Here is a 14,174-nt window from a genome sequence, read left to right as displayed (position 1 = left end):
TTTACATTTTTCGGTCTGGTAGTTCAGCTGGTTAGAATACATGCCTGTCACGCATGGGGTCGCGGGTTCGAATCCCGTCCAGACCGCCAAAAAATTGTAAAACGGTCCGGTAGTTCAGCTGGTTAGAATACATGCCTGTCACGCATGGGGTCGCGGGTTCGAATCCCGTCCGGACCGCTGGAAAAAAAGCTTTCAATGCAAATTGAAAGCTTTTTTTGTTTATATAGTTTTCTACTGTTTTTATAACCTACCGCTATTAGGCCCTTACTAATAGCCCCAACGACAGAAATAGGTAGAAAGCCCCTTACCGCTACACTCAAATATTTCCTTAACGATAATGATGACGTTAAGCACGTGTCCCATGTTAAGACTATCGTTTGCAGTTACTGCTCACCCTACACCATATTATAAGATCAGAAGCCCTGCAAGATGTTCTCTTGACCTTATCACACTCCTAATCCATAACACCGCCTTTAAAATCATTCACAGCATAACTGCTGATCATGCGGGTCTATTAAATAAGGAAAGCCTTAGTATGTTTGAGATACTAAGGCTTTCCTTATGCTGTATATTAAGACTATTACTCTGCGCTAACAGAGAACTCCGCACCTGAAGCGAAGTCTTGTCCATTTTGTGAGCTCATCGCTGTAAAGCGAATGAAACGACCTTTCACAGGCTTAGCTAAATTAATGGTTTTAGGTTTTCCATTATTTTCGAAATTTCCTTCCGCAGCAGGATCACTCCAGTTTTTACCATCCGTACTAACCTGTAGTTTATAACCTTTGATGTTACCGTTGCCCCCACCTTGACGTGGCGTATAGGTAAAACCCTTGATCATCTTGATAGCATTAGCATCAAAATCTACCCAATGTGGATACTGTGCAACAGTAACTGAATACATCGAGTGCCAAATCGTAGTAGGATCGCCATCTAATAGATTAGACGCATCAGCCTCCCCTGTTTCTTCACTTGATGCAAAGACAACTTGCATTGGGATACTTTCAATTTTAGGAAACTCAAATGATACTTTGAACTTTTCATTCTCTTTTGACCATGCCGTTACCAATCCGCCTTCACGCAGGTTGAAAGGTTGCTTATAAACGACTGCCTTTCCTTTCCCTACTGCATAGTATAAAGTAGCATCATGAGCTCTTGAATGGATAGCTACTTCACCTGTAGTACTACGAGAAATAGCTATAGGTGTCTCTCCAGAAGCAACAACATGTGCTTTGGCATCAAAATCATGTTGATGGATTGGACGGATAATAAAGCCCATCGAATGTGCAGTTGCTTTTACACGATCTTGTTTCCAATGGAGGACCTTGACCACAACTATTCCCTCCTAATCCTGTCACTGCAGCATTTAAATGTAAATGTGTGCCCGAGCTTTTCGGCAATTGATAGGTGTGAGGAGCTAATGTCATTTCCAACTCACTCCATGGCAAAGTAGATGTCGCTAGATGATCCGTTCCTATAAATATTGCTCCGTTTCCTTTGCTATTTGACAATGCTGTCCACCGCACTTCTTCACGGTTTCCAGTTGTCTGTGGTTTGGCCCAGTTAACATACTGATTCTTCACATCACTTTGGTAATGTTCCACAAACTGTGCTGTCTTGCGATCTGCATAATTATTGATGGGACCACGACCATAATAATTGACCTGATTATACTCTTCCGGAATCTGCAATGCATAACCAATGTGCGGCAATACCAAAGTTGCATTGTTAGAGGCAATACTCGACTGCAATTCAATCGAACCATCTTTATAAATGGTCCAAATTTGATTGGTATTGAATTTAAAATCATTTGGCCCAAATGGACGATCAGTATTTTCTTTGAGCACGTAATTACCTGAGCTACCCCCAGTAATTGTTGCTCCGTGAGGGGCCTGTGACTCTATACTGAATGACAATACAATCGTTCCATCATCTTTTCTATCGACATATGAAGAAATTACTTTATGGTTTAGCTGATGTAACCCTTTTTCAAACCACTGCTGATAAGCCCAATTGTCATTGTCTGTTGGAGCGCGCAATGCATCTAACTGTGGTCCTTCACCATCGCGAATGATTTGATCATGACCATAAGACAAATTATAAATAGTTCCTTTTTTAGTATCGAATTTGACAATGAAATCTGTCCCTTTTATCACTTGAAGACTACCTTCTGTAGCCAATGTCAAGTTTTCTCCTGTTGCAACAGTTGCAATAGCAGGAACATCTTCTGCAGTTTTCACCAACAATTGCTCTTCCATCTGCACATAGCCCTTCTCTGCCCAAAATTCATCCTTCGCTAATAAGAACTGTATTTTAATAAAATACTCAGATTGCGGATTCAGTTTGGCATACTCCAATGGTACTTGAACGACTTGTTTTTGACGTGGCGCCAAGATATTACGAGGACCAATAAAATCTGTCCCTTTCTGAATCTCTTTACCATCTTGATATAACGACCATTGCATGTTATAATCGATCAATGGAACAAAGTAGTTCTTATTGAAGATCTCGATTTTACCTTCTTTGATGTCCACCGCTTTAACACCCACGTTTTGGTATACTTTCTTAACTTCGTAGTATTGTGGTTTAGGAGTTTGATCGGCAAATATAATACCATTCATAACAAACATACCGTCATTTGGCTTATCCCCGAAGTCTCCTCCATATGCCAAATAACGTTCACCAGTAACTTTATCGTAGGTATACATAGATTGATCTATCCAATCCCAGATAGCTCCGCCCATAAAAAAGTTGGTCGATTCCATTGCTTCCCAGTAATCGATGAGGTTACCAGATGCATTCCCCATAGAGTGCGCATACTCCGAGATATGAAAAGGATATTTCATATTTGATTTGCCTTTTACAGCTTCTCTTACCCACTGAATGGAAGGATATTGATTGGAACCCATATCTACGATGCTGTTATTACGTTCGTACTGAACAGGACGCGAAACATCAAACTTCTTGATTGCATCATATGCCGCAATGAAGTTCTTACCCGGGCCTGCCTCATTCCCTAATGACCAGATCACTATAGAAGGATGGTTGACATTAGCATGCACCATTTCTAGGTTACGGGCTACATGTGCATTTTTCCACTCTGGAGGATGCGATAAGGACGCGTCACCGTAGTAATATTCATGGCTTTCAATATTCGCTTCATCTTCTAAATAGATACCGTACTTGTCACATAGATAGTACCAATAGGGATCATCAGGATAATGCGCATTACGGACATGATTGATATTAGCACGCTTCAGCAACTTAATCTCATTTTCCATTTGTTCACGGGAAATTACTTTTCCTGTACTTGGATTAGATTCATGTCTATTGACGCCTTTTAATTTAACCGTTTCACCATTGACATAATAATATCGACCTGCTAACCCAAACTCATCGTCTTCAGCTTTTGTATCTTTGATCTCCACTTCACGGAAACCAACATAGCTGGATACGGTCTCCAACACTTTCCCTTTATTATCTTTGAGCTCGGCTACTAACGTATAACGAAAAGGTCGTTCTGCCGACCATTTATTTGGATTCTCGATTTGTAATACAGCTTTAGCAATTGCCGAATTATTGGTACTGACATCGATTACATCGCTTGAAATCACACTTGATTTGGCTAAGCTATTGACATCGCTGTATAATTCATTCGCATAGAGACTATACTTCATCGTATATCCCTTTACTGCCTTTTTATCTTTATTCTGAATCTCAGCCTTAATGTTTAACGTTGCATTTTGATAATTTTCATCCAAGTCTGGAATAGCAACAACATCACGAATCTGAACCTTGGGTTTAGCCGTTAAAGCCACTGTTCTGAATATTCCAGGAAGACGGAACATATCCTGCGCCTCCAGAAAAGAACCATCAGAATTTCTGTATACTTCTACTGCTACAACGTTTTCACCTTTTTTATTTAAATAATCGGTGATGTTGAATGACGCAACATTACGCGAGTTTTTTGAAAAACCAACATATTTGCCATTAACCCACAGATAGAAAAACGAGTCAACACCATCAAAATTGATATAAATATCGCGCCCATCCCAATTCTTAGGCACATCAAATGTGCGTCTATACGACCCAACTTCATTTCTGTAAATATAAGTTGTCCAATGCTGCGGCGGTGTGCGCATCACACCACCTCGCCAATCATCAACTTTTACTTGGTGCTGGAAAATAACAGGTTGATTAACATAGATAGGGACGCCATATTTCAACGTGCCGTCTTTTTGAATACCTGCGATGTTCCAACTCATTGGAACACCTACATTATCCCATGCAGATACATCTGTTTTAGGATCAAAGAAGTTTTTAGGCCGCTCCTCTGGTGTTTTTACCCAGTTGAATTTCCAAGTACCATTAAGGGATTGCCAATATTGGCTATTTTCAGGCAAAACCTTACGTGCGGTATTGGCATCTTTAAAAGAAAAGAAATAAGCATGTGGTTGTTCTTTATTGAGGGCAAGATCTTGCGGTGATTCCCATTCTTTTCCTGTGGGGATCGTTTCTACCCCGTAGCGAAAGCCTTCAATCGGATCCCCGATTTGCGCATTCGCCTGAAAGGTCGATGCCAATAAAACTGCCATGACACAGCTTATTCGCATAGTTAGTGATTTGATCATATTGATTTTTTACTAGAGGTTGTATGCAAAAATATGAGCAATATAATAAAATACAAGACCCTCCAATTAATCATTCGATTGCGTAAAATTTTACTATCATAAAAGATTGTTCACCATTCACTCAAAATTAAAGTGACTTATATCGGAAAAAATCATTTACGAATGAATCAAAAAGTAATGCCTAACCATACGATATCCCTATTTTTTTCGTTTAAAAAAATTTACGCTTATCAAAAAAAAAGAGTAGGTTTGGCCTTACGTAGAAAGGCTTTTTTTACGAAACATCATAAATATTAAACTCGTTGGGTTACTATTAGTTATATTAAGGTATTAATAGGTGAGTAAGATCAGTAAATCAAATAAGCTCGAGCATGATGAGCAAATCATAGCCGGTATTAAAGCAGGTAGTAGTATTGCACTTGATGCAATATATGAATTATACTATCCTTCAATTGCCCACATGATTTCGCAGAATAATGGGAGCGAAGATGAGGCAAAAGATATCTTTCAAGAGGCCGTTATCGTCCTTTATGATAAGATTTCGAAAGGAAATTTTGAATTGAGCAGTAAGCTCAAAACTTATCTTTATTCGATTTGCAGAAGGCTTTGGCTAAAGCAGTTAAATCGTGCTGGTTTTGGATCGGTTGACATTAGTGGTTATGAGGATTCTCTTGCTGACAATGACGATATCGAGCATCATCAGGAGCTGGATAAAAAGTTCAACCAGATGGAATATGCGATGAACCTACTGGGTGAAACCATGCAAAACTATCCTTCATGATTTTTATATTCAGAATCGTTCTATGCAGGATATCTGCGAGAAATTTGGATATACAAATACCGATAATGCCAAAACTCAAAAATATAAATGCCTACAAAGGTTGAAAAAACTGTTTTTCACGCAGTAATTGATATAGAGTAATAAACAATGAGTATGATGAGTCAACAAGAGTTTTTTGAATTAGCAGATCGCTATCTCAGAGATGAAATGGTTAAAGAAGAGCGTTCTTCTTTTGAGTCTTTCTGTGCAGAAAATCCTTCTTTCTCGGCGCAATTAGCACAACATCGTCAATTTCTCGACACACTTCAATCTAGCGAAACACGTATTGATTTTAAAAATCAACTTGCGCAATCAGCTAAAAATTATCATCGATCCCAACAGCATACTCGAGTTATCCCAATGAAACAAACTAAAATTGTTTCCTTGTGGGCAAAACTCAAAGCAAGTTCACTCGTTGCGGCAGCTGTGGCAGTCCTTGCTGTATTTTCGACATTATGGCTTTCGGGTTATTATAAAAACATTGACAAAGCCAATACGGATTATAGTGCCTTGAAACGCGATATGAACAACGTGAAGAAAGATGTCATTGAACATAATGCTGCACTAAAAAGTATCAACAATAAATCAAGTAAAGCAAACGAAGCTTCTGCTAGTCAATTTGGAGCCACTGGCTTCATGGTTTCGAATAATGGATATGTGGTTACTAACTATCACGTGGTGAGTGGTGCTGATTCTATTTATTTACAAAACAATAAGGGTGAATCTTATAAGGCGCAGGTTATCCATTCAGACCCTGCAAATGATTTAGCTATATTATTAATCGAAGATACTAACTTTAAAATAGGCAAAACATTGCCCTATACCTTTAAAACCGGAGCATCAGACTTAGGAGAGGATATCTATACGATAGGTTTCCCACGTGATGAAGCGGTATATGGTCAAGGTTATTTGAGTTCAGCAACAGGCTACGCTGGTGATACCATCGCATACCAAATTTCAATTCCTGTTAACCCAGGTAATAGTGGTGGTCCAGTAATGGATACAAAAGGGAATGTAATTGGTATTATCAGTGGTAAACAAAGAGGCATCGATGGAGCGGCTTTTGCGATCAAAACTAAATCCATCTTAAAAGCATTGGATGAAATACCAGCAGATTCACTACAGGGCCAGGTGAAATTGAACAAGAAAAATATGCTTTCGGGCCTATCAAGAACCGAACAAATAAAAAGATTGCAGGATTACATATACATGGTTAAAGTATATTGATCTGATAAAATATAGTGATAATAAAAAAGGCATCCATGGATGCCTTTTTTATTGAAAATAACTTTTAACCTTATAAATTCGGTTGAGGTGTCGTTCTTAAGTAAGGTTTAATTTCTTTGAAACCCTTTGGAAACTTCGCTGGGATATCTTCCGTTTTTATTGATGGAAACCACGATTACATCTTCACCATGTTTCCAATCTGCAGGAGTAGCTACTGAATAATCAGCTGTCAACTGCAAGGAATCAATCACGCGTAAAATCTCATCAAAATTACGTCCAGTCGATGCAGGATATGTTAACGTTAATTTTATTTTCTTATCTGGGCCAATGATAAAGACAGAACGTACTGTTACTGTTGCAGAAGCATTGGGATGTATCATATCGTACAATTCTGAGATATGCTTATCTTCATCAGCAATAATGGGAAAATTGACCGTTGTGTTTTGCGTTTCGTTGATATCACTGATCCAACCCAAGTGTTCCTTTACGGGGTCAACACTTAGCGCAATAACCTTCACTCCTCTTTTATCAAATTCAGATTTTAGTTTTGCTGTACGTCCAAGTTCAGTTGTACATACAGGTGTATAATCGGAAGGGTGAGAAAAAAATACAACCCAACTGTCTTGAATATACTCGTGGAAATCTATATCTCCTATTGTCGTCTGCGCTTTAAAATTTGGCGCTTCATCTCCTAATCTTAAACTCATATTTTTAAATTTAAATCGTTATACACTATATACTCTACAAATATAGTAGATTTTTATTCATTCCAAAATATAACACTCTTTTTTTTAAAAATTAATCGACAATATTAGTAATCTACTATGCAAGCATAATAAATAATCAGTATATTTACTTACAAACCATTACCAATGTACACATTATGAATTTTGAAATAAGCGAAGAGTATAAAATGATTCGGGAAGCTGCTCGAGATTTTGCGCAACAGGATTTAAAACCCGGAGTAATAGAACGAGATGAAAAAGCAGTTTTCCCCTACGAGCAGGTGAAAAAAATGGGGGAATTAGGCTTCATGGGTATGATGGTGGATAGCAAATATGGAGGGGCGGGTTTAGATGCTCTAGCCTATACCATGGTATTGGAAGAGATTGCTAAAATCGATGCTTCTGCGGCTGTTATCATGTCTGTTAATAATTCTTTAGTTTGCTTTGGTTTGGAGGCTTTCGGAACAGAAGCACAGAAAGAAAAATATTTAAAACCTCTTGCTACGGGTGAAAAACTAGGTGCATTTGCCTTGTCAGAACCAGAAGCAGGATCGGATGCAACTTCGCAACACACTACCGCAATAGATCAAGGAGACCATTACCTCTTAAACGGTACTAAAAATTGGATTACTAATGGAGGAAATGCAGATGTATATCTCGTCATTGTGCAAACGCATCCAGAAAAAGCACATCATGGAATCAATGCCTTGATTGTGGAGAAAGGTATGCCGGGTTTCACCATTGGTCCTAAAGAAAATAAATTAGGAATTCGCAGTTCAGATACACATTCACTGTTATTTACTGATGTGAAAGTCCCTAAAGAGAATCGTATAGGCGAGGATGGGTTTGGATTCAAATTCGCAATGAAAACACTCGATGGAGGAAGGATTGGTATTGCTGCCCAAGCTTTGGGTATCGCAGCTGGTGCCTATGACCTAGCGCTTGCCTACGCGAAAGAGCGTAAAACATTTGGTAAACCAATTTCGGATCATCAAGCCATTCAATTCAAACTCGCTGATATGGAAGTTGAGATAGAGGCTGCAAGACTATTGACGTATAAAGCAGCATGGCACAAGGATCAAGGCCTTCCCTATAGTAAAGAAGCTGCTATGGCTAAATTACATGCATCGGAAGTAGCCATGAAAACGACTATAGAGGCCGTCCAAATACATGGAGGCTATGGTTATGTAAAAGAATATCATGTAGAACGTATGATGCGTGACGCAAAAATAACACAGATCTATGAAGGGACTTCTGAAATACAACGATTGGTCATCGCAAGGGAAATTTTAAAATAACTGAATAAAGGTGGCTCTTAGTCACCTTTATTCAGTTATTTTGCCTCATATCATTCAATCAAAATAGATTCCCCGAATGAGATCCATTACTTGCTAACTTAACTTGCTATCAATTGTCGCTAAATAGCTATAATCTTCGAAAGCAAAACTTGATGTCTCTTTCATGGCATAGTTAAGTAATGACTTCGATTTTTGGAGTAAAATCTGCTGTTCTTCTTTATCTTCACTCTTCAGACCGTCATGCATCAACACGAGTGCTAGCGGTCTAATTTGTTCCACTTCCAAGTCTTCTCTTACATAAGTTAGTAAATCTACCAAAGTTACCGTCAAGAAAAATTGACGGCTTTTTTTATAAAACTCATCGTAAGCTTTATCGAACACCACTGAAGCAGACTCTTCAAAAGCATCGTTTCCTTCAACAAGTAGTCTCAAAAATTTACCCATCTCATAGGTCCAATTCATCAAGACATCTTTTTCAAATCTTATTCCCATATTATCTTATTTGTCCGTTACCTGTTACAAACCATTTTTCAGTCACTAACTTTTCTAGCGCAAAAGGCCCTCTTGCATGAAGTTTTTGCGTAGAAATTCCAATCTCTGCTCCCAGTCCAAATTCTCCACCATCGGTAAACCGTGTCGAAGCATTGGCATACACCGCAGCAGCATCCACAGCGTTCATAAATCGTTCCATTTTTTTTGAATCATTGGAAATAATACATTCAGAATGCCTCGAAGAATAGGTGGCAATATGATCCAATGCTTGGTCAAGTCCATCCAATACTTTGATAGAACATTTTAGATCTAAAAACTCTCGACCGAAATCTGCTTCATTTGCTTTTTGCAAATAAGGGTAACCAAGTTGATTTAAGACCATAAAACTATGCTCATCAGCAAAGATCTCCACACTGGCCTCTTTAAAGGGAATCGTGATATCTTTCAAAAATATATCCGCGATTTCCCTATCCAACAAAACGGTATCCAAAGCATTACAAACCGAAGGTCTTGATATTTTTGCATTCGCTACAACAGCAATTGCTTTGTCGATAGAGGCCGATTGTTCTACATAGGTATGGCATACCCCAGCACCCGTTTCAATCACAGGAACTTTAGCATGGCTCCGTACAAAATCAATCAGGGATTGGGAACCTCTTGGGATAATGATATCGACATATTTTGTTGCTGTTAGCAATTCCAACACAAATTTCCGATCAGTTGGCAATAGCTGTACCACATTGGGATTAAGCTGATGCTGCAACAGCACTTCATGAATGATTTGTACCAATATGCTATTGGTATGAAAAGCATCGGTACCACCTCTTAATAAACAAACATTTCCGGATCGCAAACAGAGCGCCGCAACATCGATGGTTACATTAGGCCTTGATTCATAAATCACAGCGACCACACCTAAGGGAACAGCCTTTTTCTCCAATATTAAACCGTTCTCCAATACCTGTCTGCTCAATAACTGTGCAGCTGGATCTGGTAGCTTGGCTACATCTAAAACACTTTGTGCTAATGCCGCTACCCTTTCCTTATTCAAAACCAATCGATCTCTCTTGGGGTCATCTAAATTCAAAAGTTGCAGATCTTTATTATTTTCGAAAAGAATAGTATCGACATTCGTCCGCAGTGCAGCAGCCAAATCAGTTAGGAGTAATTCCTTCTTCGAGGACTCCAATTGATTGATATCCCGAGTTGCAGCTAAAGCTGCTTTTAGTTGTTCTGTAATATTTTCCATACTATAACAATACGATATCATCGGCATGTGCCAGAACAATATCCGTGCGTTGTTCTTTTTCCATTAATACGGCAACATCCCATTTTGATTTTGCGACTGCGATTATATTGTCAGCCTCATCAAAAATATGGAACACCTCCCCTTCTTCAAACTGTTCAGCAATGGCTTTCACACCTACCAGCAACAGGCTTTTACGGTGCAGCAGCGCCTCAACTGCACCTGCATCAACAATTACCTTACCTTTAATTAAACTTCCACTTGCCAACCATTTTTGACGCGAGGAGACTTTTTTAGTTTGCGGTAAGCAAACCGTTCCCGTCTCCCCTTTGATTGCTTTCAATAAGGCATTTTCTGTCTGCATACTAAATATTACGGCTTGAATACCCATCTGGTTAGCCAAACGTGCAAAATTCAATTTAGAAGTCATACCTCCCAAACCTACCGAAGATTTATCCTTTCTCGCAAGAGACAGTGCCGCTTTATCGATAACTTTTAATTCTGGAATCACCATTCCTGCAGCATCCAATACTCCCGGAACCGAAGTACTGAATAGTATTTTTTCAGCACCGAAACCGACAGCGATCAATGTAGCTAACTCATCATTGTCAGAAAACTTCAATTCCTTATTGCTCACCACATCATTTTCATTTGCTACAGGAATAATATTATTTTTCCATAACATTTCATAGGTGCTTTTCAGTTGCACAAATTGGTCTCTGTTTGCAAAATGTTGCCTTTCGCATAAACTTTGTGCCAATGCAATTTTAAACGGCTTGAAGTAGGTACTGTAGATTTGTAATAATAGTGGGTTGCCAATAGCTGCTGCGGCTTTTCGCTCGGATAATGTCCCTGAATAGTGTTGTAAATATTTTTTTCCTGCAGCCACTGCTCCTGAAGAAACCAATACAATATTGTAGTGCTGCTGTAATTGAGCTGTCTGTCTTGCAATCTCCAATACGATTCGTTCATCTACATCCCCATCCTTAGTCGTAATAGAAGCTGAGCCAAACTTGATGACAACTATTGGCTTTTTCATGTATTTATTTGTTTAGTTTGTTTAGGTGTTGTACTTATTCTTATAAAAATAAAGAAGCAATTTGATAAAAGAAAGCATTATCAAAAATAATCTACTAAAAGAGTATATTTTATATGGTACAGTTTGTGCAGTGAACAGTAAAAAACGATCTGAATATGAAATGGATATTAAGTACGATAACGCTAGCTTCTATTATTCTGCTGTCATGCCAGACAAATAATAAACAAATAGCAAATACCCAAGAGACGAAAATAGTTGGTTCGGACAGAGATGCACATGGCTGTATTGCGAGTGCAGGCTACACTTGGTCGGCATTAAAGGATAGCTGTATCAGGCCATTTGAACAAATACAGTTGAATATTATCAATAATCAAGATAGTTATGAAACAGCAGCTTTCTTATTATTGGACGAGAAAAAACATGCTGCAGAAGTCTTTCTAAAGGAAAGTCCAGAAAGTATTATTCTCAAACACACAAAAGAGTTTGAATATGCGAATCAGGATTATAAATTAATCCAAGACGAACATTGCTGGACGCTAATAAAAGGAAATACAGCGATTTACAAAGAGAAACAATAAAAAAAGGGCTTAGCCCTTTTTTTATTTAAATCGTTCATCAAATGTTTTCTCGAGCGAGAACATTTCATCACGCAGCTTCGCCGCTTCCAAAAAGTCCATTTCCTTCGCCGCTTTTTCCATTTTTTTGCGAACGGTTTCAATCGCTTTCTTCAGTTCTTTTTCCCCCAAGTATTGGAGCACTGGGTCTGCAGCAATGGTCACCGATGGGTCTGGTTTCCACATAGATCTGCTGTTCAAGACCATTAAAATCTGATAAAGAAGTTTGCTCCATGATTTCCCCCTTCGTTTTACCAACTGTTCTAGGCGTAATATGATGTTCTTCATTGTACTTCATTTGCTTCTCACGTCGTCGATTGGTTTCCTCAATAGTGGCAGCCATACTATCTGTCATCCGATCGGCATACATGATCACACGACCTTTGTCATTACGCGCAGCACGACCGATCGTCTGGATCAATGACCTTTGCGAACGTAAAAAACCTTCCTTATCTGCATCCAATATCGCTACCAATGTTACCTCAGGTAAATCAAGTCCTTCCCTCAGTAAGTTAACACCAACCAGAACATCAAATTCACCTAGACGTAGTCCGCGAAGAATTTCTACACGTTCTAAAGTTTTTACCTCAGAGTGAATATAGCGTACTTTAATATTCAGCTTAGTCATATATTTAGTCAACTCTTCTGCCATTCGTTTCGTCAAAGTCGTTGCCAGTACACGTCCTCCAGCTTTAATAGCCTTATCTGCCTCCTCGAGAAAATCATCTACCTGATTAATGGCAGGATGCACCTCAATAATAGGATCCAGTAAGCCTGTTGGTCGGATAACCTGCTCCACAAAAACACCCTCCGTTTGCACCAGCTCGTAATCTCCTGGTGTCGCAGAAACATAAATGGTCTGATTAGTCAAAGACTCAAATTCAGGGAAATTTAAAGGCCTATTATCAAGTGCTGCGGGCAATCTGAATCCGTGCTCAACTAAAGCAATTTTTCGAGAACGGTCTCCACCGTACATCGCACGTAGCTGCGGAATCGTTACGTGACTTTCATCAATAACAAGTAAATAGTCTTCAGGAAAATAATCAAGCAGACAGAAGGGACGCATCCCAGGTTCACGTCCATCAAAGAAGCGAGAGTAATTTTCAATTCCAGAACAATAGCCCAGCTCACGCATCATTTCTAGATCATAATTCACCCGTTCTTCCAACCGTTTCGCTTCGAGCATTTTGCCCTCATCTTCCAATTGTATCTTTCTCTGCATCATCTCATCTTGGATTGCCCAAATAGATGAAGTGAATTTTTCCTTTGGCGTGATGAATAGTGTAGCAGGGAAAAGTGCTAGATCCTCCATTTTATTTAAAGTCTTACCAGACAATGGATCGATTTCACTCAACTCATCGATTTCATCACCGAAAAACGATACCCGAATGGCAAAATCTAAATATGCTGGATAAATATCAACGGTATCCCCTTTGACACGAAAAGTCCCTCTTTTAAATTCAGTTGTTGTACGTGCGTATAAGATTTCGACTAAACGATGTAAAAAAGCATTTCTTGAAATTACCGTACCAACAGCAAAGCGAAATATCGAACGCGAGAAATCCTCCGGATTTCCCATACCATAGATACAGGAGACAGAAGATACGACAACAATATCACGACGTCCGGACATCAAAGCCGTAGTCGTTGCTAGACGTAGCTTTTCAATCTCTTCATTGATGGCTAGATCTTTTTCAATATAAGTATTGGATGAAGCGATAAATGCTTCAGGTTGGTAATAATCGTAATAAGAGACAAAGTAATTGACCGAATTCTCAGGAAAAAATTGTTTAAACTCCCCATATAGCTGTGCTGCTAAAGTTTTATTGTGGCTGAGTACTAAGGTAGGTTTTTGTGTTTGCTGGATTACATTCGCCACAGTAAAAGTTTTACCTGACCCAGTAACTCCTAAAAGTGTTTGGTATTGCTCACCATCGTTAAGTCCCTGCACCAATTCCTTAATAGCAGCGGGTTGATCTCCGGTAGGTTTATATTCAGACGTAAGTTGAAACTTCATAAAATCTTATTCAAGTATTACAAATTTAATCAAAATAAATGAGGCATTTATAATTTTCAAACTGTTGA

At 38.9% G+C, this 14,174-nt stretch carries 9 protein-coding genes, 2 tRNA genes and 2 pseudogenes; 6 read left to right on the top strand and 7 right to left on the bottom strand.

Features of this window, described 5'->3' with window-relative positions; genetic code table 11:
* Positions 1-12 precede the first annotated feature (12 nt).
* Together ACFX5U_RS01530 and ACFX5U_RS01525 are read left to right on the top strand one after the other, a co-directional pair.
* Positions 13-89 (top strand) — tRNA-Asp (locus ACFX5U_RS01530).
* A 14-nt stretch (positions 90-103) separates the two neighbouring features.
* Positions 104-177: transfer RNA gene (locus ACFX5U_RS01525), tRNA-Asp, on the top strand.
* A gap of 403 nt (positions 178-580) precedes the next feature.
* Here ACFX5U_RS01525 and ACFX5U_RS01520 read toward each other — a convergent pair.
* Both ACFX5U_RS01520 and ACFX5U_RS01515 read right to left on the bottom strand, forming a co-directional pair.
* Entirely contained in the window at positions 581-1,276 is a 696-nt protein-coding gene (locus ACFX5U_RS01520) for a discoidin domain-containing protein (RefSeq protein WP_400262325.1), read from the bottom strand.
* The gene (locus ACFX5U_RS01515; RefSeq protein WP_400262324.1) at positions 1,242-4,628 is read right to left on the bottom strand and encodes a glycoside hydrolase family 2 TIM barrel-domain containing protein; all 3,387 of its coding nucleotides are present in this window, start codon (positions 4,626-4,628) and stop codon (positions 1,242-1,244) included. Before ACFX5U_RS01515 ends, ACFX5U_RS01520 begins: the two co-directional genes overlap by 35 nt.
* A 337-nt stretch (positions 4,629-4,965) precedes the next feature.
* Here ACFX5U_RS01515 and ACFX5U_RS01510 point away from each other — a divergent pair, with 337 nt between their 5' ends.
* Complete coding sequence (locus tag ACFX5U_RS01510) at positions 4,966-5,409, top strand: RNA polymerase sigma factor (protein ID WP_400262323.1); 444 nt, start codon at positions 4,966-4,968, stop codon at positions 5,407-5,409.
* A 153-nt stretch (positions 5,410-5,562) separates the two neighbouring features.
* Positions 5,563-6,675 carry a S1C family serine protease gene (locus ACFX5U_RS01505; protein WP_038702040.1) on the top strand — a complete coding sequence of 371 codons (1,113 nt, stop codon included), beginning with the start codon at positions 5,563-5,565 and terminating at the stop codon, positions 6,673-6,675.
* Between the two features lie 70 nt (positions 6,676-6,745).
* Here ACFX5U_RS01505 and ACFX5U_RS01500 read toward each other — a convergent pair.
* Positions 6,746-7,382, bottom strand: a pseudogene (locus tag ACFX5U_RS01500) (peroxiredoxin).
* A gap of 176 nt (positions 7,383-7,558) precedes the next feature.
* On the opposite strand from ACFX5U_RS01500, the gene ACFX5U_RS01495 reads away from it, so the two are divergent.
* Positions 7,559-8,698, top strand: a complete 1,140-nt coding sequence (locus ACFX5U_RS01495; protein WP_280570965.1) for an acyl-CoA dehydrogenase — start codon at positions 7,559-7,561, stop codon at positions 8,696-8,698.
* A 93-nt stretch (positions 8,699-8,791) separates the two neighbouring features.
* Here the strand turns inward: ACFX5U_RS01495 and ACFX5U_RS01490 are convergent, their stop codons facing one another.
* From ACFX5U_RS01490 to proB, 3 genes are read right to left on the bottom strand one after another with little or no spacing between them, the layout of a single operon-like run.
* A complete protein-coding gene (locus tag ACFX5U_RS01490) occupies positions 8,792-9,190 on the bottom strand; it encodes a hypothetical protein (RefSeq protein WP_038695688.1) in 399 nt (132 codons plus the stop codon).
* Position 9,191: 1 nt separating this feature from the next.
* On the bottom strand, positions 9,192-10,439 hold the full coding sequence (locus ACFX5U_RS01485) for a glutamate-5-semialdehyde dehydrogenase (RefSeq protein ID WP_400262322.1): 1,248 nt from the start codon (positions 10,437-10,439) through the stop codon (positions 9,192-9,194).
* A 1-nt stretch (position 10,440) separates the two neighbouring features.
* A complete protein-coding gene (gene proB / locus ACFX5U_RS01480) occupies positions 10,441-11,475 on the bottom strand; it encodes a glutamate 5-kinase (protein ID WP_038695684.1) in 1,035 nt (344 codons plus the stop codon).
* 155 nt (positions 11,476-11,630) lie between these two features.
* Between proB and ACFX5U_RS01475 the strand changes: the two genes are divergently transcribed.
* Positions 11,631-12,053 carry a hypothetical protein gene (locus ACFX5U_RS01475; RefSeq protein ID WP_400262321.1) on the top strand — a complete coding sequence of 141 codons (423 nt, stop codon included), beginning with the start codon at positions 11,631-11,633 and terminating at the stop codon, positions 12,051-12,053.
* Between the two features lie 21 nt (positions 12,054-12,074).
* On the opposite strand, the pseudogene uvrB reads toward ACFX5U_RS01475, so the two are convergent.
* Positions 12,075-14,106 (bottom strand): annotated as a pseudogene (gene uvrB / locus ACFX5U_RS01470) (excinuclease ABC subunit UvrB).
* Positions 14,107-14,174: the final 68 nt, after the last annotated feature.

It is taken from the genome of Sphingobacterium sp. SG20118 (assembly GCF_044740685.1).
GTDB lineage: Bacteria > Bacteroidota > Bacteroidia > Sphingobacteriales > Sphingobacteriaceae > Sphingobacterium.
This window is presented reverse-complemented; position numbering and strand designations above follow the sequence as displayed.

Excerpts from the sequence above, each read along its gene's own strand:
- proB (WP_038695684.1), bottom strand. The coding sequence starts at position 11,475 with ATGAAAAAGCCAATAGTTGTCATCAAGTTTGGCTCAGCTTCTATTACG.
- ACFX5U_RS01495 (WP_280570965.1), top strand. The coding sequence starts at position 7,559 with ATGAATTTTGAAATAAGCGAAGAGTATAAAATGATTCGGGAAGCTGCT.
- ACFX5U_RS01505 (WP_038702040.1), top strand. The coding sequence starts at position 5,563 with ATGATGAGTCAACAAGAGTTTTTTGAATTAGCAGATCGCTATCTCAGA.
- ACFX5U_RS01485 (WP_400262322.1), bottom strand. The coding sequence starts at position 10,439 with ATGGAAAATATTACAGAACAACTAAAAGCAGCTTTAGCTGCAACTCGG.
- ACFX5U_RS01490 (WP_038695688.1), bottom strand. The coding sequence starts at position 9,190 with ATGGGAATAAGATTTGAAAAAGATGTCTTGATGAATTGGACCTATGAG.
- ACFX5U_RS01520 (WP_400262325.1), bottom strand. The coding sequence starts at position 1,276 with ATGGGCTTTATTATCCGTCCAATCCATCAACATGATTTTGATGCCAAA.
- ACFX5U_RS01515 (WP_400262324.1), bottom strand. The coding sequence starts at position 4,628 with ATGATCAAATCACTAACTATGCGAATAAGCTGTGTCATGGCAGTTTTA.
- ACFX5U_RS01475 (WP_400262321.1), top strand. The coding sequence starts at position 11,631 with ATGAAATGGATATTAAGTACGATAACGCTAGCTTCTATTATTCTGCTG.